This is a genomic window from Methylocaldum marinum (genome assembly GCF_003584645.1).
GTDB lineage: Bacteria > Pseudomonadota > Gammaproteobacteria > Methylococcales > Methylococcaceae > Methylocaldum > Methylocaldum marinum.
Genome location: NZ_AP017928.1, coordinates 792,131 through 817,876, shown reverse-complemented (window position 1 = coordinate 817,876; position 25,746 = coordinate 792,131). Strand labels below are relative to the sequence as shown.

At 63.5% G+C, this 25,746-nt stretch carries 25 protein-coding genes and 1 pseudogene; 6 read left to right on the top strand and 20 right to left on the bottom strand.

Features of this window, described 5'->3' with window-relative positions:
- Nucleotides 1–7: 7 nt before the first annotated feature.
- Nucleotides 8–2,011 (top strand): hypothetical protein, encoded by a 2,004-nt coding sequence (locus sS8_RS03585; protein ID WP_119628451.1) that lies wholly within the window; start codon nucleotides 8–10, stop codon nucleotides 2,009–2,011.
- A gap of 203 nt (nucleotides 2,012–2,214) precedes the next feature.
- On the opposite strand, the gene sS8_RS03580 is transcribed toward sS8_RS03585, so the two are convergent.
- The 4 genes from sS8_RS03580 to sS8_RS03565 all read right to left on the bottom strand — a co-directional run bounded on the left by sS8_RS03580 (nucleotide 2,215) and on the right by sS8_RS03565 (nucleotide 7,156).
- Nucleotides 2,215–4,263 (bottom strand): copper-translocating P-type ATPase, encoded by a 2,049-nt coding sequence (locus sS8_RS03580; protein ID WP_119632604.1) that lies wholly within the window; start codon nucleotides 4,261–4,263, stop codon nucleotides 2,215–2,217.
- 225 nt (nucleotides 4,264–4,488) lie between these two features.
- The gene (locus sS8_RS03575; protein WP_119628450.1) at nucleotides 4,489–4,908 is read right to left on the bottom strand and encodes a four-helix bundle copper-binding protein; all 420 of its coding nucleotides are present in this window, start codon (nucleotides 4,906–4,908) and stop codon (nucleotides 4,489–4,491) included.
- Nucleotides 4,909–5,322: 414 nt separating this feature from the next.
- Nucleotides 5,323–6,759, bottom strand: coding sequence for a hypothetical protein (locus sS8_RS03570; RefSeq protein WP_119628449.1), 1,437 nt, complete (start codon nucleotides 6,757–6,759; stop codon nucleotides 5,323–5,325).
- Between the two features lie 10 nt (nucleotides 6,760–6,769).
- Nucleotides 6,770–7,156 carry a hypothetical protein gene (locus tag sS8_RS03565; RefSeq protein WP_145986398.1) on the bottom strand — a complete coding sequence of 129 codons (387 nt, stop codon included), beginning with the start codon at nucleotides 7,154–7,156 and terminating at the stop codon, nucleotides 6,770–6,772.
- Between the two features lie 301 nt (nucleotides 7,157–7,457).
- Here sS8_RS03565 and sS8_RS03560 point away from each other — a divergent pair, with 301 nt between their 5' ends.
- Together sS8_RS03560 and sS8_RS28575 are read left to right on the top strand one after the other, a co-directional pair.
- Nucleotides 7,458–9,620: a cation-translocating P-type ATPase gene (locus sS8_RS03560; protein ID WP_197716677.1), complete on the top strand. Its 2,163-nt coding sequence runs from the start codon at nucleotides 7,458–7,460 to the stop codon at nucleotides 9,618–9,620.
- The gene (locus sS8_RS28575; protein ID WP_197716676.1) at nucleotides 9,617–10,429 is read left to right on the top strand and encodes a cation transporting ATPase C-terminal domain-containing protein; all 813 of its coding nucleotides are present in this window, start codon (nucleotides 9,617–9,619) and stop codon (nucleotides 10,427–10,429) included. The genes sS8_RS03560 and sS8_RS28575 overlap by 4 nt, the downstream gene beginning before the upstream one ends.
- A 265-nt stretch (nucleotides 10,430–10,694) precedes the next feature.
- Here the strand turns inward: sS8_RS28575 and sS8_RS03555 are convergent, their stop codons facing one another.
- From sS8_RS03555 to sS8_RS03545, 3 genes are all read right to left on the bottom strand, one after another.
- Nucleotides 10,695–11,897 carry a 2,3-bisphosphoglycerate-independent phosphoglycerate mutase gene (locus sS8_RS03555; protein WP_119628447.1) on the bottom strand — a complete coding sequence of 401 codons (1,203 nt, stop codon included), beginning with the start codon at nucleotides 11,895–11,897 and terminating at the stop codon, nucleotides 10,695–10,697.
- Nucleotides 11,898–11,978: 81 nt separating this feature from the next.
- Entirely contained in the window at nucleotides 11,979–12,917 is a 939-nt protein-coding gene (locus tag sS8_RS03550) for a 1-phosphofructokinase family hexose kinase (protein ID WP_119632603.1), read from the bottom strand.
- A gap of 15 nt (nucleotides 12,918–12,932) precedes the next feature.
- The gene (locus tag sS8_RS03545; protein WP_119628446.1) at nucleotides 12,933–13,616 is read right to left on the bottom strand and encodes an NAD(P)-dependent oxidoreductase; all 684 of its coding nucleotides are present in this window, start codon (nucleotides 13,614–13,616) and stop codon (nucleotides 12,933–12,935) included.
- Between sS8_RS03545 and sS8_RS29805 the strand changes: the two genes are divergently transcribed.
- The gene (locus sS8_RS29805) at nucleotides 13,498–13,872 is read left to right on the top strand and encodes a PEP/pyruvate-binding domain-containing protein (RefSeq protein WP_119628445.1); all 375 of its coding nucleotides are present in this window, start codon (nucleotides 13,498–13,500) and stop codon (nucleotides 13,870–13,872) included. The two genes, sS8_RS03545 and sS8_RS29805, sit on opposite strands and share 119 nt — an antisense overlap.
- Here the strand turns inward: sS8_RS29805 and sS8_RS03535 are convergent.
- The 13 genes and pseudogenes from sS8_RS03535 to atpD form a co-directional block, all read right to left on the bottom strand.
- Nucleotides 13,821–14,021, bottom strand: coding sequence for a hypothetical protein (locus sS8_RS03535; protein WP_119628444.1), 201 nt, complete (start codon nucleotides 14,019–14,021; stop codon nucleotides 13,821–13,823). The two genes, sS8_RS29805 and sS8_RS03535, sit on opposite strands and share 52 nt — an antisense overlap.
- 21 nt (nucleotides 14,022–14,042) lie before the next feature.
- Nucleotides 14,043–14,903: pseudogene (locus tag sS8_RS29800) on the bottom strand (putative PEP-binding protein).
- The gene (gene ppsA, locus sS8_RS29795; RefSeq protein ID WP_408631163.1) at nucleotides 14,801–16,336 is read right to left on the bottom strand and encodes a phosphoenolpyruvate synthase; all 1,536 of its coding nucleotides are present in this window, start codon (nucleotides 16,334–16,336) and stop codon (nucleotides 14,801–14,803) included. Before ppsA ends, sS8_RS29800 begins: the two are co-directional and overlap by 103 nt.
- Before the next feature lie 114 nt (nucleotides 16,337–16,450).
- The gene (locus tag sS8_RS03525; protein WP_119628443.1) at nucleotides 16,451–17,443 is read right to left on the bottom strand and encodes a type I glyceraldehyde-3-phosphate dehydrogenase; all 993 of its coding nucleotides are present in this window, start codon (nucleotides 17,441–17,443) and stop codon (nucleotides 16,451–16,453) included.
- A 380-nt stretch (nucleotides 17,444–17,823) separates the two neighbouring features.
- Nucleotides 17,824–18,711 carry a F0F1 ATP synthase subunit gamma gene (locus sS8_RS03520; RefSeq protein ID WP_119628442.1) on the bottom strand — a complete coding sequence of 296 codons (888 nt, stop codon included), beginning with the start codon at nucleotides 18,709–18,711 and terminating at the stop codon, nucleotides 17,824–17,826.
- Nucleotides 18,698–20,245, bottom strand: coding sequence for an alternate F1F0 ATPase, F1 subunit alpha (locus sS8_RS03515; protein WP_119628441.1), 1,548 nt, complete (start codon nucleotides 20,243–20,245; stop codon nucleotides 18,698–18,700). Before sS8_RS03515 ends, sS8_RS03520 begins: the two co-directional genes overlap by 14 nt.
- A gap of 9 nt (nucleotides 20,246–20,254) precedes the next feature.
- Nucleotides 20,255–21,022 (bottom strand): F0F1 ATP synthase subunit B family protein, encoded by a 768-nt coding sequence (locus tag sS8_RS03510; RefSeq protein ID WP_119628440.1) that lies wholly within the window; start codon nucleotides 21,020–21,022, stop codon nucleotides 20,255–20,257.
- A 3-nt stretch (nucleotides 21,023–21,025) separates the two neighbouring features.
- On the bottom strand, nucleotides 21,026–21,301 hold the full coding sequence (locus sS8_RS03505; protein WP_119628439.1) for a F0F1 ATP synthase subunit C: 276 nt from the start codon (nucleotides 21,299–21,301) through the stop codon (nucleotides 21,026–21,028).
- Nucleotides 21,302–21,366: 65 nt separating this feature from the next.
- Nucleotides 21,367–22,035: a F0F1 ATP synthase subunit A gene (locus sS8_RS03500; protein ID WP_119628438.1), complete on the bottom strand. Its 669-nt coding sequence runs from the start codon at nucleotides 22,033–22,035 to the stop codon at nucleotides 21,367–21,369.
- Nucleotides 22,026–22,361 carry an N-ATPase subunit AtpR gene (locus sS8_RS03495; RefSeq protein WP_119628437.1) on the bottom strand — a complete coding sequence of 112 codons (336 nt, stop codon included), beginning with the start codon at nucleotides 22,359–22,361 and terminating at the stop codon, nucleotides 22,026–22,028. Before sS8_RS03495 ends, sS8_RS03500 begins: the two co-directional genes overlap by 10 nt.
- Nucleotides 22,354–22,665: an AtpZ/AtpI family protein gene (locus sS8_RS03490; protein ID WP_232020503.1), complete on the bottom strand. Its 312-nt coding sequence runs from the start codon at nucleotides 22,663–22,665 to the stop codon at nucleotides 22,354–22,356. Before sS8_RS03490 ends, sS8_RS03495 begins: the two co-directional genes overlap by 8 nt.
- A complete protein-coding gene (locus sS8_RS03485) occupies nucleotides 22,652–23,068 on the bottom strand; it encodes a F0F1 ATP synthase subunit epsilon (RefSeq protein ID WP_232020502.1) in 417 nt (138 codons plus the stop codon). Before sS8_RS03485 ends, sS8_RS03490 begins: the two co-directional genes overlap by 14 nt.
- On the bottom strand, nucleotides 23,065–24,492 hold the full coding sequence (gene atpD, locus sS8_RS03480) for a F0F1 ATP synthase subunit beta (protein ID WP_119628436.1): 1,428 nt from the start codon (nucleotides 24,490–24,492) through the stop codon (nucleotides 23,065–23,067). Before atpD ends, sS8_RS03485 begins: the two co-directional genes overlap by 4 nt.
- 342 nt (nucleotides 24,493–24,834) lie before the next feature.
- On the opposite strand from atpD, the gene sS8_RS03475 reads away from it, so the two are divergent.
- On the top strand, nucleotides 24,835–25,188 hold the full coding sequence (locus sS8_RS03475; RefSeq protein ID WP_119628435.1) for a high-potential iron-sulfur protein: 354 nt from the start codon (nucleotides 24,835–24,837) through the stop codon (nucleotides 25,186–25,188).
- A gap of 189 nt (nucleotides 25,189–25,377) precedes the next feature.
- Nucleotides 25,378–25,680: an EF-hand domain-containing protein gene (locus tag sS8_RS03470; RefSeq protein WP_119628434.1), complete on the top strand. Its 303-nt coding sequence runs from the start codon at nucleotides 25,378–25,380 to the stop codon at nucleotides 25,678–25,680.
- Nucleotides 25,681–25,746: the final 66 nt, after the last annotated feature.

Here is a 25,746-nt window from a genome sequence, read left to right as displayed (position 1 = left end):
GGCTACAATGCGAGTACGTCCAGGGATTTGGCTCGTTACGCTGCTTTCCGCCGTAGTGATCAGTGAGGGCTTGCTTTATTTTTTCTTTTTCGCGGACCTAGCGATTCCGGAAGCCCCCTGGATCGGCCGCACACTGACCCCGAAGACCAAAGGCACTCCGCAGGAAATCGGCGACTACGATGTGCTGGGCCGAACCGTCTCCAAAGCCGAGGCCGATGAACTGGCGCCGACCAGCGATGGAAGACGCTACCTGGCCCCGGAAAACGGCGCCGTGAAGATTACTCAAGATTTGCTGGACCTCGGGCGGCGGGCTTTTTACGAGGAGACCTACGGCAATGAAGTCTTCCTGACGGACGTCGTGGGGGTCATCGACGGACCGATCAACATATCGAAACTGACCAAGGCCGTGACGGCGCTGGGCGGAAAACCGACCACTAACCTCCAAGTTCGGCTGGATCGCGACGTCACGATCGGCGGGCGGACTTTCAGACGGGGAACATGGGTCAATACCGGCCTGGACGTCCCGCCGGGCGCACTCGTCCCGCTCGGCATGCGGGTTTTTCTGCAACAGGGAAGGCTCCGCGTCGGCATGACCTGCGCCGCGTGTCACGCCGCGGTCGATCCGGACACCGGCGCCATCATCGAAGGCGCGCCGAATGCCGATGTGAATGCAGGGCTGTTGTTGGCGTTCGCCACCAATTCCGCCGCTTTCTTCCGCCAGACCGGCATCAATCCGACTCGTTTTCCGGCCGGCGATCATATTTATCTCAAAGCCGACGGCCGGGAGGCTCGCCTGCCCGACCCGATAGCAGTCGAGGACGCCGTGGACGCCGCCCTACTGGCCTGGCCACCGGGTAATTTCGATTCCACCGGCGATCTCCAGAACAATCCGACTCAGATTCCGACGTCGTACACCTTTGGTGCCTGGCCCTACGGTTGGAGCGGTTTCGCCTCGACCGGCTGGTTCCATGGACTGACCACATTGAACGCCAATGTCCACGGCACCAACTCGGACATGACTACCGGCGCGGATTCCAGCGAGGACCTGCTGGGCATCGACAAGGAAACCTATCTGGGCATCATCCTGCAGCGCTCGGCGAACGAGGATTTCCGCCTGTCCGAAGGCGAACGGCCCTCGCTCTTTTTCAAGCGCGTAGACCCCACGCCAGGAACGCCGGGAATGAACCAGGCCGTTTCCATGCCAGGCTATCCGAAAGGCTCGATCTTCATTCTGGACGGGTTGATGCCCAACACGCCGGGCCTGCCCGTGGCGGCGCAACTCAACGGCATGTCGGCCTGGCAGAACACCTTGTCGCCTCCGCCCAGCCAGTCCGACGATTCTGTGGCGATACGCCGCGGAGCGCAGATTTTCTCGAAAGCCGGCTGCGGCAACTGCCATGCGGGTCGGTATTTCACGAGCAATCGGGTCATCGCCCAGCCGGACATCGGCACGCACCCGTCGCGCGCCAAAGCGCTGGCAGCTTTCTGGTGGACCTTCGTACCGCCCGAGACCTATCCGGCCAACGTGCCGGTACCGCTGCCGCCCGGTCCCAACGTGCTACCCGTACCGACCGACATCACGGCAGCGGAAGATCGACGACTGGCCTATGCTCGGGATAACCCCGCCGGCGGCTACAAAGTCCCCTCGCTCCTCGGCCTCCGGGTCAGCGCCCCTTACCTGCACGACGGCGGCGTGGCCGCCGGCCCCGAAGCCTTTCGCCGCGAGGGCGAACGCAGGGTCGTCGCTAAGCAGAACCAGCTCGGTACGAGCATTCTCTTTCGAGGCATGCTGCCGGACCCTGGCAACAGCCTGCGGGCGTTTCTCGACCGGGATTTGCGTGCCTCCGTCATCGCCGCCAATCGCGCCGACCCGCGCCTTCAAAAAGCCAATGTGGACGGCAGCGGCCACCACGTCTGGGTGGATCGAGCAGGCGGCTACAGCCTGCAGGACCAGGACGACCTCATCGCCTTTCTGCTCTCGCTGGACGACGAGCCGATCATAGTGCCGTGAGACGAACTTCCGTCGGCTCGCTCCGGCCCTTCCTTGCGCTGCTGTGGATCAGCGTAGAAACGTTCGGATCGCCGTGAACGCCCTCAAAAGCCAGTAGCCCGGATACAACCCAGTGAAATCCGGGGAAATCGGAGTACCGATCATCCCGGATTCCGCAAAGCTTCATCCGGGCTACGTGGGCTGGTCCGTTCTGGCACCCATGATCACTCGCCGCGGTAGCGCTCCAGGAGCTTGGCGTTGATGGCGACGATGATGGTGCTGAGGGACATGAGCGCCGCCCCCACGGCCGGCGACAGCACCCAGCCGAACGGCGCGGCGACGCCGGCCGCGAGGGGAATGGCCACGGCGTTGTAGCCGGTGGCCCATAGAAGATTCTGGACCATCTTGCCGTAAGTGGCGCGGGACAGGCCGAGCGTCGCGGCCACGTCGAGCGGGTTGCTGTGCACCAGAACGATGTCGGCGGATTCGATGGCCACGTCGGTGCCCGCGCCGATGGCGATACCGAGATCGGCCTCGACCAGGGCCGGCGCGTCGTTGACCCCGTCGCCCACCATGGCGACGGTCACGCCCTCCGACTTTACCTCGCGGATTTTCGCCGCCTTCTCGTGGGGCAGGACCTCGGCGAAGTAATCGTCGAGCCCGAGCTGTCCGGCCACGTGCGCCGCAACCGCCCGGCTGTCTCCGGTGAGCATGAGGCAGCGGATGTTCATGGCCTTGAGCCGTGCGATCGCATCGAAGGATTCCGGACGGACCACGTCGGCCAGCGCGATGGCCCCGAGAACCCGGTCGCCGTCCGTCACGTAGACCACCGTCTTGCCCTGCCCCGCCAGTTCGCTCAATCGCTCGTCGCGAACGCCGAATCCCTGCTCCTCGACAAACCCCGGACTTACGACCCTGATCAGCCGTCCTTCGATCCGGGCCTCGGCGCCGCGGCCGGTCAGGTTCCGGAATTCCTCCGCCTTGGCCAGGCGGATGCCGCGCTCCTCGGCCGCCCGGACGATGCCCAGGGCGATCGGGTGTTCCGATTGCTGCTCCAGCGAGGCAGCCAGCCGCAGCAGCTCCGCCTCGTCGATACCCGCCAGCGGCAGAACGTCGGATACTCCGAAGCGGCCTTCGGTTAGGGTGCCGGTCTTGTCGAACACGATCGCTTGCAGGTTCCGGGCGCGCTCGAAAGCGGCCCGGTTCCGGATGAGAAGACCGCTCAGGGCGGCCAGCGAGGTGCTCACCGCCACCACCAGCGGCACGGCGAGCCCCAGGGCGTGCGGACAGGTGATGACCATTACGGTCACGCTGCGCTCCAGCGCGAATGCGAAGGGTTCGCCCAACAGAAGCCAGATGATCAGGGTCAATGTTCCGACCGAGAGGGCAATATAGGTCAGCCATTGGGCGGCGCGGTTCGCCAAATCCTGCGCCCGCGAACGGGAGGCTTGCGCCTGCCGCACCATTTCGACGACCTGCGCAAGATAGGTTTCCGCGCCGGTCTTGCGGATTTCCAGCACCAGCGCGCCTTCCCCGTTGACCGCCCCGCCGATGGCCTCATCCCCTGCGCGTCTGGTCACCGGCTTCGACTCCCCGGTCAACATGGACTCGTTAAGACTTGAGCGGCCCTCGACGATGACGCCGTCGGTCGGGATTTTTTCGCCCGGCTTGACCAGCACCCGGTCGCCGGGATGCAGTTCGGTGACAGGAATCTCCTCGGCTTCGCCGTTTTCCCGCAGCCGGTGCGCTTCCGTGGGCATCAGCCGCACCAGGGCGTCCAGGGCGCCCGAGGCGCCCATGACCGATCTCATCTCGATCCAGTGGCCGAGCAGCATCACGTCGATCAGGCTCGCCAGTTCCCAGAAGAACACCTGGCCCGGAAGACCGAACACCACCGCGCTCGAATAGAAATAGGCCACGCTGATGGCCAGCGAGATCAGCGTCATCATGCCCGGCTGAAGCGGCCGGAGTTCGTCGAACAATCCGCGGATAAACGGCCAGCCGCCATAGAGATAGACGGCCGTCGACAGGCCGAAGAGAACATACGCCGATCCCGGGAAGGCCAGCCTCTCTTCGAGACCCAGCCATTCCTGGATCATGGGCGAGAGCGCCAGGATGGGGACGGTCAGAATCAGCGAAAACCAAAAGCGGCGGCGAAAGTCCGCCACCATCGCCGTGTGGTCGTGGTCTTCCGCATGATGGCCCTCGTGGCGATGGCCGGGCGCATTCCTGGCGGGAGCGGTTTGCGGCTCGGAATGGGTAAGGTGTGTCATGGCGGCGCTCCGTGGGATCGTTCCGGCCGCCAAGCGGTGGGCGGGGTTAGTCGGTCGCGGATTCCGGTTCTGGACTATGCGTGTTCATTTTTATACCGGAAGACATTGATGGAAAGTGCGCTCCGGCTTTCCGAGAGCGAAGCGCACCCCTACTCAAGTGTCTCACCAGCGGTCCGGCCTATTGCCGGCGCCGAACCGCTCGCTTCTTGACGTAACCCATGCGGGTTACATCGTGATCGCACCCGCCAGCTTGTTGCAGGCTTGCTCGCAACGGCGGCACGATTCACCGCAAATGCGGCAATGTTCATGGCGAGAGGCATGCCGCTCGCACTCTTCTGCGCATATTCCGCAGGCCGCCGCGCAGGCTTGCAACTGGCTGCGCATCATCCTCATATCCGATTCGGTCTCGCGCGAAACGAGCCGGCCCGTCGCCACGCAGATGTCCGCGCAATCCATGCACATCCGAATACATCGCTTGAGATTTTGCACCTGATCTTCTCCGACGCAGGCGTCGGCACACGCGGTACACGCTTGCGCGCAATCGAACAGTTCGCTTGCCGTTTGAGACAATAATCCCATGTCCACGCCACGTCCCATTACGGCCGGGTGCGGATGCGCTTTGAGCATTTCCTGAATCGCGTTCATGATGTGTCTCCTGTTTTCCTTGCCATGTAGATGTTGCTTACCTTCGTCTCCGCCTGTCCCTTTCGCTGGAAGGCTTCTCTCGGGTTTGAGACCGGTTCGTTATCCCGAGCGAACGGTCGTAAAACCAGTCCGTAAAGAAAATAGGACCGGGGGTAAACTGTCTCGGTTCCGGGGGATCGCCCGGGTCTCGTTCGGTGCATCCGACATAGGGCGGCCGGGCACGCATCAACGGAACCGGCAAAGTTCCTATGGTGTTTCCACGGTCGCAGCATGGTTCGTGACAGTGCGCGCCCCTAACCCACCCTACGATCGTTTTGCGATAAGACGGCATATTATCGGCGGCCGATTCGAATCGATCACTCGACAGAAGACAGTAGCGTCCATCGCCTTCGGCCAACCGATCCTGCGTTCGCGCTATAGAGGCCCGACCGTAATCGGCCTGGTACCGCCCATTCGGTCCAGTAGAGTCTTAAATGTGGTCTCCGCCGTGCGGGTATAACCGGAAACCGGTGTCGGCAATCCCACTCTTTCGATATCGACGGTGTCCCGGACGAGGCCGGTCGTATTGCGCGCCTTCAGAGTGTCGAAATAAGAGACCGCCTGGCCCTGCACATCAGCCATGATTCGATCGCGCAGCTCCCCCGGCATATCCCACAAAGCCTGTTTGAAGGGCAGCAGCGCCCGCTTGCGGGTGGCACGATAGAAGTCTTCGTCGTTCATGCCGGGCTGCCGTTGTCCCGGCCATTCGCAATCGATCCAACGGTAGACGGTGTTTTTCAACTCCGGGGCGAATGCCTCGTGATCGAAGATCAGGTCCTCGAACGGCGCCGCGAGGTGAAGCTCGCTGATGTTGTTCTCCGGAAACCGCGGGAACAGCGTTTCGGGAATCGGCATTACCCCGCTGCGCACGGCGAGACCGAGGCCATATTCCCGGCGGGCGATCTCGCCGATATCCCGAAGCAGTTCGAGATCAACGTCCGCCTCGTCCTTCGCTCCGCCCAGCAGAACGATGAGCTTGGAAAGGTCCTTCTTTCCGCCGGGAATGCTGAGCTGATCGTAAAAGCCTTCCATGAAGGCGCGAAACTCGTCCGCGGTCAGATTTCCGTCGCGCATCGCCCTGATTTCCGCGCCGATATCGACGGACAGCTCCTCAGGCTCGATCTCCCGGATGAACGCGACCAGCCCGGCGCATTCCTGGCTGCTTGGCTGCTGCTGTTCCGCGACGCTAGGGAGGGAGAAGTCCGCGAGGCTGGACGTATCGATATCGATATTGAAAATTCCGGCCGTGACGGCCTCCTCGATGCGCTCTTTCAGCCTGTCGATCTCGTCGTCCCGGCTGACCCGATAACTGGCACGACCGACCCGGATGTGGTCGCACTGGAGAAACACGGCGCGCTGATAGCCTTCCCTAAGGGCCGCCCCTAGGATACAGGTGGCATATTCGACCGGCGGCTGGTAGCCGTAACCCACGATTTCGTCGTTGTATCCGAAGCTGAAGGCGCCCGCGCCCGTGTCGCGAGCCGCGCGAAAGCAGGCCCTCGCCGCATCGTAGCTCAGCGCGTGCAGACTCAGCACCGGGATGGTGAACGCCGGAATCGCTCCTAGGACCGCCGCCTCCTGCAGCCCCTGGAACGAGGTCGGATAAATGACCTGCTTGGCGGCGGCCTCCCGAATCAGCCATTGCAGGAAATATCTGAATTCTTCGTTTTCATGGAAGACCGCGTTGTAGACCAGGCGGTCGATACACGTTTCCCGCAGCTTGCCGGCATCGACCACATCGACCTCGTTGCCCTTGATTTCGAGAACTCCCCTCAGGGCGCTCTCGATATCGACAGCCGTTCGAAACAGCATGGCTTTGCTCCTATTGGATCTGAGGGAGAAAAATCAGGCGGGAGTCCGGTCGTTCGCCTGCCGAAGGCATGACCGTTTCAACGTTGGCCAGCGAATTGGCGAAAGCCGAGGCGAATACGGAGGAGTGCTCAATATCGGCCGCACGGGTCCGGAATCCCTGAGCTTTCATCGCGGCCGGCTTCCAAGTCCGGCGAATCCGTAAGCCATACCCATCCCCAGCGCCCCGGCCAGCGCCATCCAGGCAACCGGCAGCCTTTGCCGTGATCGTTTCCAGCCGCCTCACGGCGGGCGGCCACGACCGCCGCCCCGCCCGGGCGCACGCCAGCGCCGCGGTCCGGTCGATACCGCTCGACGCGCCGGTGATTACAATGACGATGTCCTCGCACGTGCGCCGCATGGCCATTTTTTCCGCGATAGGCTTACTAGAGCAGACCCGGCGCTACCGCGTAAGTTCTCATTCGGTGGTGCGCCCACGGCATATCTCGGTTTGCCGGCAACGGGCGCAGGTTACGTCGGGAAAGGATTCCCGACCTGCCAAGCGGGGCGGGAATCCATTGCCGCCCCGGTGTGTCGGAAAGGAATTTTGGCCCTATGACCGGGGGATTATCCTACGCCGGAAGACGCTCCAACCGCTCCGTGAAGATCGGCGCGCACCCGGCACTTTTTCAACTGTCGAAGATGAGAGAAGGACCTCGAAAATGAACTGGCACAGTCAATCCATAGAGCGTATTCTTCAGAAGCTGAAGACCAAGGCGGAAGGCCTTTCCGCCGACGAGGCCCGGCGGCGCCTCGCAGAATACGGCCCCAACGAGATCCGCAAGGGACGGGAAATATCTCCGTTCAGGATCTTGCTGGCCCAGTTCAACGATTTTCTCATCTACCTTTTGTTCGCGGCGGCGATTCTCTCGGTCGGCGTGGGTTTTCTCCCCGGGTCGGAGCCGGAATATGCCGAGGCCACGCTAATTTTGGTCATCGTGCTGGCCAATGGGCTGTTCGGCTTCGTTCAGGACTATCGAGCCGAAAAAGCGATGCAATCGCTCCGGAAGCTTGCCACGCCCGAAGCGCGTGTGCTCAGAGACGGAAAAAAGGTCACGCTGCCGGCGGCCGAGCTCGTTCCGGGCGATGTGATCGTGATCGGCCAGGGAAACCGGATTCCGGCCGACGCCCGTTTGCTCGAGGCGCATAGCCTGGAAACGACCGAAGCCTCGCTGACCGGGGAAAGCGCGACGGTCCCCAAACAGGTGGCCCCGGTGGACGAAGACGCCCCTTTGGCCCAGCGCAGCAATATGCTGTTCATGAACACCGATGCGGTGAGAGGACGGGCCAAGGCGGTGGTGGTGGCCACGGGCATGGACACGGAAGTGGGCGCCATCGCCTCGGAGATCGCGAGCGCCGAGCGGCACAGAACGCCGTTCCAGGAGGAGGTCGATCGCCTGGGAAAGCAGATCGGATACGGCATTCTGGGTTTGATCGGGGTGGTGGCTGCGGTTCAGTACTCTTTCACCGAGACCGGGCTCCTCACCATCATCCTGGTGGCCGTCACCCTGGCCGTGGCCGCCGTGCCCGAGGGTTTGCCCGCCGTGGTGACTCTCGCCCTCGCCCTGGGTTCGCAAAGAATGATCAGGCAGAGCGCCCTGGTCCGGCGGCTGTCGGTCGTGGAGAGCCTGGGCTCCGTGGACGCGATCGTGACCGACAAAACGGGCACGCTCACCGAAAATCAGATGACCGTCAAGCGGCTGTATTTCTCCTGCCGGGTCTACGAGGTGACGGGAGAAGGCACTAAGCCGGAGGGCGAGTTCCGCCTGGACGGCAAACCCGTGCCCGCCGAAACGCTGGAGCCGCTCCTCGTGTGCGGGGCCATCGCCAACGATGCGGAAAAGGCGCAGGAATCCGGAAAGGCGGACTATTCCGGCGATCCCACGGAAATCGCTCTCCTGGTCGCGGCCGCCAAGGCGGGCATCGAACCCGAAGCGGAACGCCTGCGCGAAATCCCCTTTTCGTCGGATCGCAAGCGGATGACCGTGATCGCCAGGGAGAAGCCGCCGATGGCGTATATGAAGGGCGCTCCCGAGGTGGTACTGGATCGATGCAACTCGCTATGGGAGGACGGGGAGGCCAAGCCCCTGGACGAGGAATCCCGGCAAGCCATTTTGAACATGAATAAGAAGTTCGCCGACAGCGCCTTTCGCGTTTTGGCCTGCGCCCGAAAGGAAATGCCGGTTGCGGAGCGGAACGAGGACGAGATCGAGAGCGGGATGGTATTTCTGGGGCTGCAGGCCATGATCGATCCGCCCCGCGCCGAGGTGAAGGAGGCGGTCCAGGACTGCCGAAACGCGGGCATCCGGGTCATCATGGTCACCGGCGACAACCCGGCGACGGCCAAGGCCATCGGGACGCAGATCGGATTCAGTCCGGAAGGCGCCATGACCGGAACGGAACTCGAGCGCGTCTCCGAGCAGGATCTGCGAAAAATCGTGGAGAAAGCCGAAATCTTCGCCCGCGTTTCGCCCCACCACAAAGTCATGCTCTTGAAGGCGCTTCAAGAGAACGGTCGTCGGGTGGCGATGACCGGGGACGGCGTGAACGACGCCCCCGCCCTGCGCCATGCCGATGTCGGGGTCGCCATGGGCCAGCGCGGAACCGACGTGGCCAAGGAGGCTTCGGACATGGTGCTGCAGGACGACAATTTCGTGACCCTGCGCAATGCCATCGCAGAAGGCCGGGGCATCTTCGACAACATCCGCAAGTTCGTCAATTTTCTGCTGTCGGCGAATGCCGGCGAAATCCTGGTCGTCTTCTTGGCGTATTGGCGGGCACGGCGCTGTTTCCGCAGATTTTCGGGGGCCAGAGCGAGGCCTTGATTCTCACGCCGGTGATGCTGCTGTGGGTCAACCTGGTGACCGACGGGCTTCCTGCGTTGGCCTTGGGCGCCGACCCCAAGATGGGAGGCATCATGAAGCGGCCGCCGCGCGGGTCGGGCGAACCGGTGATCGATCGCCGCATCGTCGCCTCGATTCTCGGTTTCGGCCTGATCATGGCCGCGACCGGGCTGCCGCTGTTTTTCCACGGTCTGCCGAATGCGGGCGAGCTGATGCGGGCGCAGAGCCAGCTCTTCACCTTCATCGTCGTCGCCGAGATGGTCCGAATCCAGATCATTCGGACCCGCTACGAGCTGACGATGCTGTCGAATCCGTGGCTGGTCGCCGCCGTGATATCGAGCCTGGTCCTGCAGGCGATGGTCCTCTACACGCCGGCGAGCGCGCTTTTCCAGGTGACGCCTCTCGCTCCCGTAGACTGGCAGTGGATCGGCGCCGCCTTCGCGGCCTTCCTCCTGCTCGGCGCGGCGCTGGAGAAAAGTCTCGACTGGATTTACGGCAAGCGGACCGAGTGGGCGCCGAAAAAAGCGCTTCCCGCAAGGAAACGGGTCCCGGCGGAACGCGAAGAACGATTGCTAGCATTTTATCTGCTGAGCAAGACCTTGCTCGAAGCCTATACCGCCAGCTTCGGCAAAGAAGCGGAGGAGAAACCCTTGGGCGAAAATAAAACGAGCGAAAAAGTGGAGGCTTTCCGGGTATTCAGCGAAACCCTGCTGAAAGCGTACGAGAAGCTCTCCTACAACAAAGAAGAAAATGAACGACCGGTTTCTAAAACGCCGCCCCGGCCGAAATAATGACTCCGTCACCGGCCGCCAGCGTTTTTCACCGCCGCGGTTTAACGGTAAGCATCGGGAAATAGTGTAGGTCGGCAATCCGTTGCCGACACACGGGGTCGGCGAGAGGGCTTCGTCGGCAAAGGATTGCCGACCTACGGCTCTTTCGGCCTGCATTTATGCTATGTGCGGGATGGTTTCCCATGCCGCTACACCGCGGTGAAAAACGCGCCGGCATTCTTCTCCGACACTGTTCTGCCGGTCGGCAAAGAGCGTATCGCCCGGGTCAGGCCCCGAACTTGCTCAAGCGGCCGGCATGGGCCAGTGCGAGCGACATGAGGTATTTCATCGGCAACTGGCCCAACCCGCCGTGGGCGCAGGCCGTCTCGCCGAAACTCGCGACGACATCCCGACGGCAACTAGCCGCCGTGAGCACGACCGGAACCGGGTGCCAACTGTGGCCCTTGAGCTGGCTTGGGGTGCTGTGGTCGCCGGTGACCACCAGTACATCGGGCTTAAGCGCCAGGATCGGAGGCAAATGGCGGTCCAGTTCCTCTATGGCCCGTACCTTGGCGTCGAAATCTCCGTCTTCGCCCGCGCTGTCGGTCGCTTTGTAATGGACGAAGAAAAAGTCGTGCTCCTTCCACGCCGACTGCAGCGTCTCCACTTCGCTGTCGAGGTCGGGACCGCACTCCACCACCCGCATGCCGAGCAGGCGCGCAATCCCCTGGTACATGGGGTAGCCGGCCAAGGCGCAGGCATTCAAACCGTAACGCTCCCCCATGGACGGCAGTCGGGGCAAGCGGTCGAAACCGCGAAGCAGCACCATATTAGCCGGGCGCTCGTTCGCGAGCGCCTTTCGCGCGCCCTCGACGAACGCCGCGATCAGTCGGGCGGTTCGCCTCGATGATTCATCCCGCCCGCGGGGAGGCTGCGGCGGCATGCCGATCTCGTGCGGGTCGGTGTCCGATAGCGCCGGATCGAGTCCCGCGCCCCTCAATACCAGGAGAAACCGGTGTTCCTTTACCGGTTCGACGAACAGCTCGACGCCCTCGATCTCGATGTTCCGGAGCTTGCGGCTCAGCTCGGCGCCGCGTTCCGACGAAATTCTCCCGGCCCGCCGGTCGCGCACCACGCCATGCTCATCGACCGTGCAAAAATTTCCGCGTGCGGCGATATCGTCGGTTCCGAGATCGAAATTCACGCCGAGGGCCGTCAAAACCCCGCGCCCGATTCGGGTCTCCAGCGGGTCGTAGCCGAACAGGGCCAAATGCCCCGGACCGCTTCCGCAGGTGATTCCGGGGCCGACCGGCGCCAGCAGGCCGGTCACCCCGTCGCGGGCAAGCCGGTCCAGGTGCGGGGTAGCCGCCGTTTCGAGTTCGGTCCCGGTTCTGTTGCCCGGAATACCCCCGAGGCCATCGGCGATGAGAAAAACGATCTTGCTTTCGCCTTTCCGCGTCAAACGAGGAATGAGTTCGGTGGAGTCCATGTCGCTTCGTCCCTTATTAATCAGGCCCGTAAATGCCTTCCTGGTATTTCGGGCCGGCGCATCGGCGGTGCGCCCCGTCGGTCAAGCCGGATGCTGTGACATCCGCCGGTAGATCCGTTCGATATCGCCCCGGCGATAAAGCTCGGTGCCCGGCGTCAGTACGGCGGCGGCCGCCGCGGCGACGCCATAATACAGGGCTTCCTTTGGAGGACGGTCGTTGGCGAGCTTCAGCGTTAGCAGCGCCAGAAAACTGTCCCCGGCGCCGACCGGGCTCACCCCCTCAACGCGCGGCGGTCGGGCGTGGATCTGCTCGTCACGGGTCGTGAGCAGCGCACCGTCCGCGCCCAGGGTCAGGACGAGCACCTCCGCTCCGCCCTGCTCGACAAAGGTGCGCGCCATGGCGCGGCACTCGTCTTCCGTTTCGGGAGAACGGCCGGCGAGATCGGCAAATTCGCGCGCATTGGGTTTTATCAGGTAAACACCCTCGCGCAGCGCGGCCCGCAACGACGGACCGGTGGTGTCCAAAATGAGGCGGATGCCGCGTTCGCGGACGAGACGAGCGAGCCGGGCGTAGAAATCGTCGCCGGCGCCGGGCGGCAGGCTTCCGCTCGCAACCAGGTGCCGTGGCGGGGGATCGAGACTCCTGACGGCTTGCAGGCAGCGTTCCACTTCCTCCGCGCTCAGCTCGGGACCCGGCGCCACGAAGTGGTAAAGCGCGCCCGGTCGTTTGACCCGCACGGAAACGTCTTCCCGAGTCGTGTTCGCGATCGGAATCGTCCCGTATGGAACGCCTTCCTCATCGACCAGGCCGGTCAGCATCTCGCCGATCGGACCGCCGGCCGTGAACAGCGCGCGCACCGAGCCGCCGAGGATACGGATGCCCCGCGCTACGTTGATGCCGCCTCCGCCGGGTTCGTGGCGCGCGAAAGAACTGCGGAGCTTGATCCCGGACGTCAGCTCGTCCACTTCGAGCGACAGATCCACGGCCGGGTTCATGGTTAGCGTGACGATGGGTTCCATGGTTCGATCCCGCAATCAGGCGACCAGGTTGATCGGTTTCCCCTCGAGATAGGCGTCGATATTCTGCTTGGTGGTATCGAGGATCCGCTGCACCGCTTCGCGGGTGTTGAAGGCGCTGTGCGGGGTGATGACGACCTTGCGCATGCGCAGCAGCACGTGATTCGCGAGGAGCGTGTTGAGCTTGTGCTCCCGCGCGAAATACGACCGGAGCAGCTCGGCTTCCTCTCGGATCACCGGCTCCTCCGGCAGAACGTCCAGGCCCGCGGCCGCCACTTTGCCTTCGGCCAGCGCGTGGAGCAGCGCCTCGATATCGACGACGTTGCCGCGCGCCGTGTTGATCAGGATGACGCCCGGTTTCATCGCGTCGAACTGTTCGGTGGAAAGCAGATGCCGGGTGGCGGGACCGCCCGGAACGTGCAGCGTGACGACATCGGCGGCGCCGAGCAGCGCGTTCATATCGACATAGCGAAACCCGAGTTCTCTGGCCAGCGCCGGATCGGGCTTCACGTCGTAGGCAAGCACCTCCATGCCGAAACCCCGCGCGATCGTGGCCGCATGGCGACCGATATCGCCGGTGCCGATGACGCCGAGGGTCTTGCCCCGGAGATCGAATCCGCGCAGCCCCTCCTGGCTGAAGTTCCCGCGCGCCGTCCGGATCGACGCGAACTGGGGGTTGGGCGAGACCGTGGTGCAAGGCACGGTCGATCCCGATGCCTACGCGGTGTTCAAGCCGTTGCTGAAGCAGGAAGCCTATCGCCCCATCATCGACAAGACGATCGGGCGTAAAGCCGAGAAGGTCATCCACCGTGTTCTTTCCGTAGCTTGGCACGTTGGCGACCGCGACGTCGTGCTCCCGGCAGTAATCCATGGCGATGTGGTGAAACCCGGTCGAGCGCGTGGCGATCAGCTGAGAGCCTCGAGCTGTCCGAGGACCTCCCCGCCGAGATCGGAATAAATGAAGGGGGACACTATCTCCACATCCCGATGGGCCGAAATGTTGTCTTCGGTCAACGGCTCGGGGATAAAGCGCACTTCGTGGTTCCGCGACAAGGGCTCGAACGTCTCCCGTTCCCACGCCTCGATCTCGAAAAACGCGATCTTCATGGCTCCCTCCCGCTCATCGGATCAAGGCGTCCGTTCCGCCTCCCTGGCGGCGACCTGTTGCTTCACGGCAAAGAAGCTGGTGGGATCGACCGAAATCGAGTCGATCTGAGCGTCGACGAGAAACCGGGCGAACTCCGGATGATCGCTCGGGGCCTGTCCGCACAGACCGATCTTGCAGCCGTGCGCGTGGGCGGTCTCGATGACCTGCCGTATCAGGCCCTGGACCGCTTCGTCGCGTTCGTCGAAAAGGGGCGCCAGCCGGTCCGAATCGCGATCGACGCCGAGGACGAGCTGCGTGAGGTCGTTGCTGCCGATGGAAAAGCCGTCGAAGCGCTCGCAGAAGCGATGCGCCAGCACGACGTTCGACGGGATCTCGCACATGACGTAAACCTGAAAGCCGTCCTCGCCGCGCTTCAGGCCGTTGTGGGCCATGATCTCGAGCACCCGGTCGGCTTCCTCGGGCGTACGGCAGAACGGGATCATAACGATGACGTTGTTCATGCCGATTTCGCCGCGTGCCCTGCGGATCGCCCGGCACTCGAGCTCGAAGCCTTCGCGGTAGCCCTCGTCGTAGTAGCGGCTCGCCCCGCGCCAGCCGAGCATCGGGTTCTGTTCCTAGGGCTCGAACTCCCGTCCGCCGATGAGCCGCGCATATTCGTTAGTCTTGAAATCGCTGGTCCGCACGATCACGGGCTTCGGGTATTGGGAGGCGGCGACGCGGGCGATGCCTTGAGCCAAGGTGTCGACGAAGTAGTCGGGCTTGCCGGGCCAGCCGCGTGTCAGCTCTTCGATGCGGTCGCGCGCCTTCGCGTCCTCCAGTTTCGGCCAGCGCACCAAGGCCATCGGATGGATGCGAATGATATTGCCGATGATGAACTCCATGCGCGCCAGACCGACGCCATCGGCGGGCAGCCGCCACCAGCGCAACGCCGCGCCGGATTGGCCAGGTTGAACATGACCTTCGTGGCGGTCTCGGGAATTTCCTCGATCTGCACATCCTTGACGTCGTAGTCGGCGATCCCTTCGTAAACGAAGCCCGTATCGCCCTCGGCGCAGGAGACCGTCACCTCGCTCCCATCCGCGAGTACCTCGGTGGCCCGCCCCGTCCCGACCACGGCGGGCACGCCGAGCTCGCGGCTCACGATGGCGGCGTGAGAGGTGCGCCCGCCGTGATCCGTCACGATGGCGGCCGCCTTTTTCATGATGGGCACCCAGTCCGGGTCCGTCATCGGGGTCACCAGGATCCCGTCGGGCTCGAACCGGTCGATTTCGTCCGCGCTCTTGAGCTTGCAGACCTTTCCGGCGGCGATCGCATCCCCGATGCTCAGACCCTCGATCAGCCGTCGCCCCTTGCGCCGGAGCGTGTAGCTCTTGAGCGAGCCGGCCTCCTTGCGCGACTGCACGGTCTCCGGCCGGGCCTGCACGATGAACAGCTCGTTGGTGTCGCCGTCCTTGGCCCATTCCATATCCATGGGGCGGCCGTAGTGATTCTCGATCTCGGCCGCCCAGCGCGCGAGGGCGAGGATCTCGTCGTCGGCGAGGACGTAGTGCGATCGTTCCTCGGGCGCGCAATCGACCGTTCGCGTCTCGCCTGCCTCGGCGTAGATGACCTTCTCGGCTTTACGCCCGATCGTCTTGTCGATGATGGGGCGATAGGCTTCCTGCTTCAGCAACGGCTTGAACACCGCGTAGGCATCGGGATCGACCGTGCCTTGCACCACGGTCTCGCCCAACCCCCAGTTCGCGTCGATCAGGACGACATCGGGAAAGCCGGTCTCCGTGTCGATCGAGAACATGATGCCCGCGCCCGCCCGATCCGAGCGCACCATGCGCTGCACGCCGATGGAGAGCGCCACGCGCAAGTGATCGAAGCCGTGGTTTTCGCGATAGATAATGGCGCGGTCGGTGAAGAGCGAAGCGAAGCAGCGCCGGCAAGCGTCGAGCAGCGCCCGCTCGCCGCGGATATTGAGGAACGTCTCCTGCTGGCCGGCGAAGCTGGCCTCGGGGAGGTCCTCGGCCGTGGCGCTGCTGCGGACCGCGACGTCCGGATCCTTCCGTCCGGTCTGCTCGGCCAGGTCCCGGTAGGCCTGAGCGATCGTGTCGGCGATTTCGGAGGGAAACTCGGCCCGGTAAAAGGCATTTCGGATTCTTTGTCCCGCCTCGGCGAGGGAGACCCGCCCGCGTTGAAGCGCTTCGAGCGCGGCGGAGATCTGCCCGCGCAGGTCATTTGCCTGAACGAAATCCCAATAAGCCTGCGCGGTCGTGGCAAAGCCGGCGGGAACCCGGATGCCGGTCCGCTTGAGCTGCCGCAGCATTTCGCCCAGCGAGGCGTTCTTCCCGCCGACCTAGCCGACATCCCGCGATCCAAGTTCCGACAGCCATCGGACGTAAGTCGTTGTGGACATGCTCCCTACCTCAAATTTGTCGCTTCAGCGGGCGACCATCGAGAGGCCCGCGCGCACCATCTGTGCGGCATAGCCCCATTCGTTGTCGTACCAGGCCATCACCTTGACCAGGTCGCCGTCGACGACGCGCGTCATCCGGAGGTCGACGAGGGAGGCACACGGGTCCTTGATGATGTCGGAGGAGACGATCGGGTCCTCCGTGACGCGCAGGATTCCCCGGTATCGCTCGCTTCCCGCTTCCTCCCGGAAAATGCCGTTGACCTCGTCGCGACGGGTGGCCCGCGCGGTGAGAAAGGTCATGTCGGCGAGCGAGCCGACGGCCACCGGAGCGCGCACCGCGACGCCGTCGAACCGGTCCTGGTAGTCGGTGAGCACCTTGGCCGTCGACTCGGCCGCGCCGGTCGACGTGGGCACCAGGTTCGCCGCGCCAGCCCGGCCGCGCTCCTTGCGTTTGCTCGGCGCGTCCACGATCGATTGCGAGGAGGTATAGGCGTGCACGGTGGTCATGATGGCCTTGCGGACACCGATGCGCCGGCCCATGATCTCGGCCGGGGGCGCGATGCAGTTGGTCGTGCAGCTCGCGCACGAGATCATCCGCTCGTCCTCCGGGGCATTGACCCCGGGCACGACGAAGCGCATCCCGTCGGACTTGCTGGGCGCGGACAGGATGGCCTTGCGCGCACCCGCCCGCAGGTGCTTGTCGAAACCTTCACGGTCGGCAAAAACGCCCGTGCACTCGAACACGAGGTCCACGTTCATGCTTTTCCAAGGCAGCCGAGCCGGGTCCTTTTCATTGAGGACCGGATACGTGCGTCCGTCGACGACGAGGCCGTCCCCGGTCGCTTCCACGCTCCTGCCGTAGCGACCGTAGACCGAATCGTACTTCAGAAGATAGGCCAGGTCCTCGGGGGTCGCGAGGTCGTTGACCGCCACCAGATCGAGTTCCGGCGCATCGAAAACGATCTTGAGGGTGGCTCGCCCTATGCGTCCCAGTCCGTTGATGGCCACGTTCGCCATTGATTCACTCCTTAAGGTTTTTGAAACAGGATAAGGATTACTGTCCCGTCAGCGCCCCGCGACGAAGTCCCAGTTGACCAGATTCCGGCAGGCGTCCATGTATTGCACCTTGTCGTTCCGGTAAATCGATGGAGAATTCGGCTGCTGGTGCCGTCTGCCCGTCGTCTATTAGTGCGACCGTACCGTACATGCGCCGGTTCCCCCCATCGCCGCATTTCCCTAAGAGCCTACTGGGATAGGCTCTAAGTCGGAAAGCCAGCGCTGCGTGCAGGCGTCGAAACTCTTTTTATGGACATGCGGCGCGGCGGTCCTGGCCTACGTGATCGCCTGGCTGCTCCGAAGCTTCAGCGGCGGCTTTCCCGTGCCGCCCCGACAGCCCGTCAATCCTTGTGCGCCGTGATCGCCTCGAATCCCGAGACCACATCGAGCAACTCGGACGTGATCACGCTCTGGCGCTCCCGCCGGTACCGTTCCGTGACCTCCGCGAGCCACTCGTCCAGATTGCTTTCGGCGGAACGCATTGCCGAAAGCCGGCTCGCGTGTTCGCTCGCCTGGGACTCCGCGCAAGCGCGGAAGATGGAGACGAAGATGTATTGGCGAAGCAAGGCGGACAGGAGACGCCCCCGGTCCATCGAGTAGGTCGGCAGGGTGCGGCCGGGCCAGCCCTTGGCGCGTAGCGCCGCGAAGCGGCGCATGTCGATGGGCAGGAGGCGTATGGCGGTGGGTTCGTAGCTCGCCCCCGACACTTGACGGTTGAAAAATAGATGCAGCGTGCGGGCGTCCCTTTCACGTCGCCATTCATCGATCTTCAGAAGCGTTCGCTGCACCGTGCTCGCGATTCCGTCCGCCGAACTCGGAACGGCGAAAAGGTCGTGAACGGCGTAGCCCAGCGGTTCCAGACGTGCGGCCACGCGGGCCCCCACCGCAAGCAGGAAGGGAAACTCGCCGTCGGGCGGGGAGCGCAGATGCTCGGCCGCAAATTCGGCGATCTCCTCGTTGAAACGGCCACAGAGTCCGTGGTCGGAGCCGAACACGAGCGCGGAGACGCGTCCGTTCGGGTGGGATTCGTCCCGCATCCGCGCGAGCGGCAGATCGGTCAGCACCACGTGAAGACCGAGCTCGATCGTATGGTAGTAGCCGCGTAGAGACTCCACCGCCCGCTCGTATTGCCGGATACTCACGGCCGAGAGAGCCTTCATGGTCCGGACGATGGAGTGGAGATCCCGCAGACCGGAGATCCGACGCTGCAGATGTTCAATGGTTTCCACCGCCGGCCTCCCGATCGTCGCGTTTACCTGTCAGGGTCTCGACAGCTTCGGTCGATACTTCCACCATCAGCCGCCACGCATCGTCTTGCAACGCTTCGCCGGCATCGATGCTGTCCGCGATCCCGAGCAGCCGTTCGACGACCGCCTCCCGCACGGCGCGCTCGGCCTCGGCGATTCGATCCAGGTCGAGCCGATCGAACAGCCCTTCGTTCACGGCCTTCAACACCGCGATCTGTTCGCTGACGCGCCGCGGCTGATGCTGAGGCTGCTTCAGCACCTCGCGCACCCGCCGGCCGCGTTCGATGGTGTTTCGGGTCTCTTCGTCCAGCCGGGTCGCGAAGCGGGCGAACGTCTCGAGTTCCTCGAACTGCGTGTACGACAGACGAAGGTCCCCGGCGACCTCGCGGTACGCCGGAAACTGCGTTTTGCCGCCCACCCGCGAGACCGATTTTCCGATATCGATCGCGGGCATCAGTCCCTTGTGGAACAGAGCGGGCGAGAGATAGATCTGTCCGTCCGTGATCGAGATCAGGTTGGTCGGTATGAAAGCCGAGATATCCTGCGCTTGCGTTTCCACGATGGGCAAGGCGGTCAGCGAGCCGCCGCCGAGTTCGTCGTGCAGATGCGTCGCGCGCTCGAGCATTCGGGAATGAATATAAAATATGTCGCCCGGAAAGGCCTCGCGCCCCGGCGGCCGGCGCAACAGCAAAGAAAGCTCCCGGTAGGCGCGGGCATGGCGCGTCAGATCGTCATAGACGACGAGCGTGTCGCGCCCCTGATACGTGAAGTGCTCCGCCATGGTCGTCGCCGCGTAGGGGGTAATCCACCTAAGCCCCGGCGGATCGTCGCCGCTCGCGACCACCACGATCGAGTGCTCCATGGCGCCGTAACGGCGCAGACTGTCGATGACGCGGGCAACGGCGGTGCCGCGCTGGCCGATCGCGCAATAGATGCAGATCACGTCCTTGCCGCGCTGGTTGATGATCGCGTCCACCGCGATGGCCGTTTTTCCGGTCTGTCGGTCGCCGACGATCAGTTCCCGCTGCCCGCGGCCGACGGGAATCAGCGCGTCGACCACCTTCAGCCCGGTCTGCAGCGGCACGGCGACCGGGGCGCGATCGAGGACGCCGGGGGCGTCGCGCTCGATCGGCCGCCGCTCCGCGATGCGCAGCGGCTTGCCTTTGTCCAGCACCCGCCCCGTGGCATCGATCACCCGCCCGAGCAGCGACTCGCCGACCGGAGTATCCGTGACACGCCCGGTGCGCCTCGTCTCCGCGCCCGCGGCGAGATGTTCGCTGGGTCCGAGCAGCACGACGCCCGCATCGCCGACATCCAGATCGATGGCGATGCCGAGCAGACCTTGCGGAAACTCCACCAGCTCTTCGTAGCCGAGACCGGGGAGACCTTCGACGCGCGCGATGCCGCTGCCGACGTGGGTGACGGCGCCGACTTCGTAGGCGCGCAGCTCGGGGCGCATGCCCTGCAGCGCCCGGTCGAGCGCGAACGCCGTGTCCTCGACGACCCGCTCCAGCATATCCTTACCTCAACTCGCCGCCCGCTGTGTGGAAGCGGGCGAAAGCAGTTCCGCGAACCGCGTTTCGAGGTTCTGTAGGTATTCGGCCACCGTCCAGCCCACCTTGATACCGCCGCGTCTCAACTCGATGCCGCAAATCAAATCGGGCGAGTGTTCGAAGTGGAACTCGCTGGATTCGCCGAGCCGTTCGCGCATGGCCTCGGCCAGCGCCGAACGGCGCTCCGGGTCCAGCGTGAAAGAGGTGGTGATACGGAGAGGTCCGTTCCCGCCCGTCAGTGCATTGCGCTCGGCTTCGCCCAGTTCCTCCAACCGCCGCAGGAACACCGCGATAAGCTGCTGCTCCAGATCGCGGTCGGCGAGATCGCGCAGGGCTCGCAAGGCCACGCGCATGATACCGAGGCCCGCCTGCTTCATAAGGCCGGCGAGAAAGTCATGCTGCTCGCGTTCCAGGTCACGCTGCCATCGGTGACGCATCTGCGCGACCTGCTCGCGGGCCTCGTCGATCAGGCGCCGGCGCTCCGCGTCGGCGGTTTCGCGTGCTTGCGCCAGCAGCTCGTCGCGCTTCCGTTCGAGTTCTCTTTGCCGCCGACGGTATTCACGGGCCGCCGCATCCGCTTCCTCCTCTCGTTTGCGCGCCTCCTCCAGGCGATCGGCGATACGCTGCTCCCGACGGTCCATCGCCGCGATGAGGGGTCGATACAGGAAATGCCTGAGCAGAAAAACCAGAATAAGAAAGTTGACGATCTGAGCGCCTGTCGTAATCCAGTCGATCTGCATGGCTCATCCCCCGGTCCGGACGAAATGGTCCCAAAAAGGATTGGCAAAGATGAGGATCATGGCGACGACGAGAGCGTAAATCGCCGTCGATTCGATCATCGCCAGACCGACGAAAAGAGTTCGGGTAATGGTACCCGATTCGTCGGGTTGTTGCGCGATCGCCGTCATCGCCTGTGCGACCGCACGTCCTTCGCCCAGGGCCGGCCCGATGGCACCTAGGCCGATGGTCAACCCGGCCGTGATGATCGAGACCATGCCGATCAGCGTACTGCTATCCATGAGCGTTTCTCCTTTTCGATCGATGGGTTCCGGCCCGTCCGCCCGACCGACCGACCCGGCACCGGTCAGCGGCGGGCGGCTGACGCGGCTGCGATATACACCATGGCTAGGACGGCGAAAATGTACGCCTGGATCATCCCGGTCAGCAAACCCAGAAGCTGCATCAGGACGGGAAAAAAGAAAGGCGCCAGGCTCAGCAGGATGCCGACGATCAAGGTGCCGCTCATGATGTTGCCGTACAGGCGGACAGCCAGAGCGATCGTGCGCGAGATTTCGCCGATGACATTGAAGGGCAGCATGAATACCGTGGGCCTGATGTAGTGCCTGAGGTAGCGAACGAGACCTTCGTTGGCAATCCCATAAACCGGTACCGCGACAAACACGCAGATCGCGAGTGCCGTGGTGGTCGACAGCGAGGCGGTGGGCGGATGGAAGCCGGGGACAAGCTGCAGCAGATTGGACACTGCGATGTACAGGAACAGAGTGCCCACGAAGGGCAGATAGCGACCCGCTTCCTGATGGCTGGTCGCGCGGATCTGCTGCCGCATGCCGACGACCAGGACCTCGAGCAGATTCTGCCAGCGGGACATCTCGGTGCCGGTGCCGAGCCGTCGGGTGATCATCCACGAACCGACGACCAGGATCAGCATCACGCCCCAGGTGTAGACGAGCGTGGCATTGAGAGTAAAGCCGCGCCATGACCAGTACACGATGCTGTCGGGGGTTATCTCCACGAGCGCTCCCGGTCCCCGGCAAGTGTCGCCCGCCCGCGGCCGGCAGGGGGCCGCATGCGCCTGATGACGATGACCCGCGCGAGCAAGAATCCGAGCAGGGCGGCCGTCAGGCGAAGCGGATCGCCTCGGCTCAGCAAGTAGAAGCCGCAAAGCACGACCGCTAGGCGCGGTATCGAACCGGCCAGGAGCCAAAGCGCCGGGCGACGCGCGTTGTACAGGTTTCGCGTGGCGTGCCATAGCCAGAAAAAATGGAGCGCGCCCAGCAGCCCGCCGCCGAGAAACGCAAACGCCGAAAGCAGGAACGATTCCGAAATCGGTTCAGTCACGGTGCAGTTCCTTTTTCACCCAGTACCATGCGTTGATGCAGCCGAGGATCACACCCACGATGAGCAGATTGAGCGTCCAGGAAACTTTGCCCGGGAACGCGCGGTCCAGCCAGATGCCTATCGCCACCCCGATCAGAGTGGGGATGGCCACCGTCCAGCCGACGAGACCGAACATGCCGAACCAGAACCAGACCGGCCGCTCGTCTTCGCGCAGCTTGCGCATTCGGCGTGCCGCCTTGCGTTCGACCATGTCGCCGAGCGACTCCTCGTGATCACGCCTGCGGCGCCGCTCATCGTCGACCACGGGTCTCTTCCTGCAGTGCCCGGAAACTGCGCATGGCACCGGCCTCCAGCCGCGCCAGGGCAGTCCGGGCAACGCGCTGCTGTTCGTCCAGCTCGCGAAACTGCTCGTCCACCGTCCGCTTCAAATCCTCGATCGCTCCTCCGCGCACGCCGTTGAGGGTCGACACCAGCACGTCGGAGCCGCACTTGACCAGAACGCCGTGATCGATGGCGATGTAGCCCGTCACGTTCTCCGTATCGGCGAAGCGGAGAATGCCGGGGACGAGCGCGGCGACGAAGTCGATGTGTTTCGGGAGCACGCAGAACGAGCCGTTTTCCGCCTCGGCGACAACCTTTCCGACCTCTTCGTCGAACAAGATCTCGGTGGGTACGAGAACCTTCAGCCGCATGCGCTGCCCGCTCATTGTTCCACCCGGCCCTTGGCTTCCTCGATGGGGCCGATCATGTAAAGCCCTTTCTCGGGAATATCGTCGAACTCGCCCGACAATATGCGCTCGCAGCCCGAGATCGTCTGCTCGAGCTCGACCATCTTGCCCTCCTTGCCCGTGAACTGCTCGGTGGTGAAAAACGGCTGCGTCAGAAAACGCTCCAGGCGGCGCGCCTGGATGACCGTCTCGCGGTCCTTCTGCGAGAGTTCCTCCATTCCCAGCATGGAGATGATGTCCTTGAGGTCCTCGTATTCCGCGAGCCGGCTTCTCGCCCGCTGCGCCACGCGGTAGTGCCGCTCGCCGACGATGCCCGGCGTAAGCATCTTGGAGTCCGACTGGAGCGGATCGATCGCCGGATAAAGGCCCTGGCTCGCACGCTTCCGCGACAGCACGACGAACGCCGAAAGGTGCGCAAAGGTGTGGGTTGCCGAGGGGTCGGTGAGATCGTCTGCCGGAACATAAACGGCCTGCACCGAGGTGATGGATCCCCCGGCGGAGCTGCAGATGCGCTCCTCGAACTCCGACAGGTCGGTCGCCAAGGTCGGCTGATAACCCACCCGTGACGGAATGCGGCCCATGAGCGCCGAGACCTCCTGACCCGACTGGACGAAGCGGAAGATGTTGTCGATGAGCAGAAGCACGTCCTGGCGCAGCACGTCGCGAAAATACTCGGCGATCGTCAGGGCCGCATGACCTACCCGAAAGCGCGCGCCGGGCGGCTCGTTCATCTGGCCGAACATCATGACCGTGTGGTCGATCACCCCGGCCTCCCGAACCGAGCGATAAAGCTCCTCGGCTTCGCGCGTACGCTCGCCGATTCCGCAGAAGAGACTCGTCCCTTGGTACCGGCCCACCATGTTGTGAATCATCTCCATTATCAGCACGGTCTTGCCGACGCCCGCACCGCCGAACAGCCCGGCTTTCCCTCCGCGCTCCAGCGGCGCGAGCAGATCGATGGCCTTGATGCCCGTCGCGAAGATCTCGGTGCTGGTCACGCGCTCGGAAAGAGGAAGGGGGGAACGGTGGATAGGCCAGCGTTCGGCGACATCGAGCGCTGCTTTCTTGTCGATGGGGGCGCCGAACACGTTCAGCATGCGGCCGAGCAGACTCTTGCTCACGGGCACGGAAAGCATGCCGCCGGTGTCCTTCACCGGCGCGCCGCGCGCGAGCCCGCGAGTCGCCGTCAGCCCAATGCAGCGCACCGCATCGGCACCGATATGGCTCTCGACTTCGAGCACGACATTGCCCTTCTCGCCGGCGCGTAGCGCTTGGTAGCGCGGCGGCAGGGACCCCGCAAAGCGAACATCGACGACATTGCCGCGAACCGCGATTACATGGCCCTGAGCATATCGCGGTTCAACGCGATTCTGCTCTTGGCGCTGCCCAACGTTCGATGGCATGGCTCACGTCCCGCGTCCCCATCGTTTCATGACCCGCTCCTGCGGTTCCCGGTACGCCGCTGGTATTCAGGACGGCTTTCGCCCCGACTTAGCCCGTTGCGTGGCTCGGCCTGTCAAATAATCGACCCAAGGGCTTCGCCGTTTGTTCCGCGATGCTCCGGCATGGATGTCCTTTAAATGCTCAACGCGCCCAATTGTTCATTTCTGTTCGCTCTTTCGCTTGACGGCGAGTTTCCGCGAGGGCATTGTTCACACCGGAACCGGTTTGAGGTTCCGATCATCAAATGACTCGCTATGCGAGCTTTATAAGCATTTGTACAACTTGGTTCTAAGGAGAGTGCCATGTCAGACTCGACGTTCGTTCCGAACCGTCGCCAAGCTCTCAAAGCCGCGGTGCTTACGGCGATGACTGTTTCGCTCAGCGGATTCGTGAGACGGGGACAAGCGCAAGAGACATCTCCGGCGGGCGGGCAAAAGCTCTCGCCGGACGATCCCATGGCCAAATCGCTCCATTACGTGGAAGATGCATCCGAGGCCCAGCGGCCAACGCGAGAGGGCGTGCCGGGCGTGGAGCAATTCTGCCACAACTGTAAATTTCTCCAGGCCGGCGAAGGCGAGTGGCGCCCTTGCAGCATCTTCGGAGGCAAGCTCGTGAACGTCAACGGCTGGTGCAGTTCCTGGCTGAAGACGGGTTAGCCTGCTTGAAGACGGGCACCGCCGGAGCAGCCTCGGCGGGCTCCGGCGGTGCCGTTTCTGAGAATGCGTCGTTTAATGCTACTCGGACGGGTAAACTTGTTCGAAGGCACCGGCCCGCACGCCGCCATTTCCGTATGGCCATGGGCACGATTCGGTGATTTCTGCTGACCAGCAGGGTAAGGAGACCCGATGAAAACCAGACCGATAGCGATTTTCATAGCATGGCTGTTCTTGGTCCTTGGAGTGAACGCTTTACCGATACCCGCGGCGGAACCGGTACGTTTCCCGTCCTTCTCCGAAATCGATAAAAACCGGGACGGGTACATTTCCATTGCCGAAGCGAAGACGGTTCACGGCTTGCAGGTCTATCTTTCCACGCTGGACCAGAACAGCGACAGCCGGCTCAGCCGCGAGGAATACGAGAGCTTGAAAGTCCTGGCACCCGACAGGGCCGAGCCGACGCCCTTCCCACCCCCGGAATCCCAGCCGTAGAAGGCAGGATCGGGACCGACGTCGGCGTCTGATTTACTGTGCGTAAAGAAGGTAAAACCCTATTCG

Excerpts from the sequence above, each read along its gene's own strand:
- sS8_RS03550 (WP_119632603.1), bottom strand. The coding sequence starts at position 12,917 with ATGGAACCCATCGTCACGCTAACCATGAACCCGGCCGTGGATCTGTCG.
- sS8_RS03565 (WP_145986398.1), bottom strand. The coding sequence starts at position 7,156 with ATGCGGCGCACGTGCGAGGACATCGTCATTGTAATCACCGGCGCGTCG.
- sS8_RS03535 (WP_119628444.1), bottom strand. The coding sequence starts at position 14,021 with ATGAAGATCGCGTTTTTCGAGATCGAGGCGTGGGAACGGGAGACGTTC.
- sS8_RS03485 (WP_232020502.1), bottom strand. The coding sequence starts at position 23,068 with ATGAGCGGGCAGCGCATGCGGCTGAAGGTTCTCGTACCCACCGAGATC.
- ppsA (WP_408631163.1), bottom strand. The coding sequence starts at position 16,336 with ATGCTGCGGCAGCTCAAGCGGACCGGCATCCGGGTTCCCGCCGGCTTT.
- atpD (WP_119628436.1), bottom strand. The coding sequence starts at position 24,492 with ATGCCATCGAACGTTGGGCAGCGCCAAGAGCAGAATCGCGTTGAACCG.
- sS8_RS03510 (WP_119628440.1), bottom strand. The coding sequence starts at position 21,022 with ATGCAGATCGACTGGATTACGACAGGCGCTCAGATCGTCAACTTTCTT.
- sS8_RS03560 (WP_197716677.1), top strand. The coding sequence starts at position 7,458 with ATGAACTGGCACAGTCAATCCATAGAGCGTATTCTTCAGAAGCTGAAG.
- sS8_RS03475 (WP_119628435.1), top strand. The coding sequence starts at position 24,835 with ATGTCAGACTCGACGTTCGTTCCGAACCGTCGCCAAGCTCTCAAAGCC.
- sS8_RS03505 (WP_119628439.1), bottom strand. The coding sequence starts at position 21,301 with ATGGATAGCAGTACGCTGATCGGCATGGTCTCGATCATCACGGCCGGG.
- sS8_RS03580 (WP_119632604.1), bottom strand. The coding sequence starts at position 4,263 with ATGACACACCTTACCCATTCCGAGCCGCAAACCGCTCCCGCCAGGAAT.
- sS8_RS03585 (WP_119628451.1), top strand. The coding sequence starts at position 8 with ATGCGAGTACGTCCAGGGATTTGGCTCGTTACGCTGCTTTCCGCCGTA.
- sS8_RS03575 (WP_119628450.1), bottom strand. The coding sequence starts at position 4,908 with ATGAACGCGATTCAGGAAATGCTCAAAGCGCATCCGCACCCGGCCGTA.
- sS8_RS03525 (WP_119628443.1), bottom strand. The coding sequence starts at position 17,443 with ATGGCGAACGTGGCCATCAACGGACTGGGACGCATAGGGCGAGCCACC.
- sS8_RS03555 (WP_119628447.1), bottom strand. The coding sequence starts at position 11,897 with ATGGACTCCACCGAACTCATTCCTCGTTTGACGCGGAAAGGCGAAAGC.
- sS8_RS03515 (WP_119628441.1), bottom strand. The coding sequence starts at position 20,245 with ATGCTGGAGCGGGTCGTCGAGGACACGGCGTTCGCGCTCGACCGGGCG.
- sS8_RS29805 (WP_119628445.1), top strand. The coding sequence starts at position 13,498 with ATGACGCCGAGGGTCTTGCCCCGGAGATCGAATCCGCGCAGCCCCTCC.
- sS8_RS03470 (WP_119628434.1), top strand. The coding sequence starts at position 25,378 with ATGAAAACCAGACCGATAGCGATTTTCATAGCATGGCTGTTCTTGGTC.
- sS8_RS03570 (WP_119628449.1), bottom strand. The coding sequence starts at position 6,759 with ATGCTGTTTCGAACGGCTGTCGATATCGAGAGCGCCCTGAGGGGAGTT.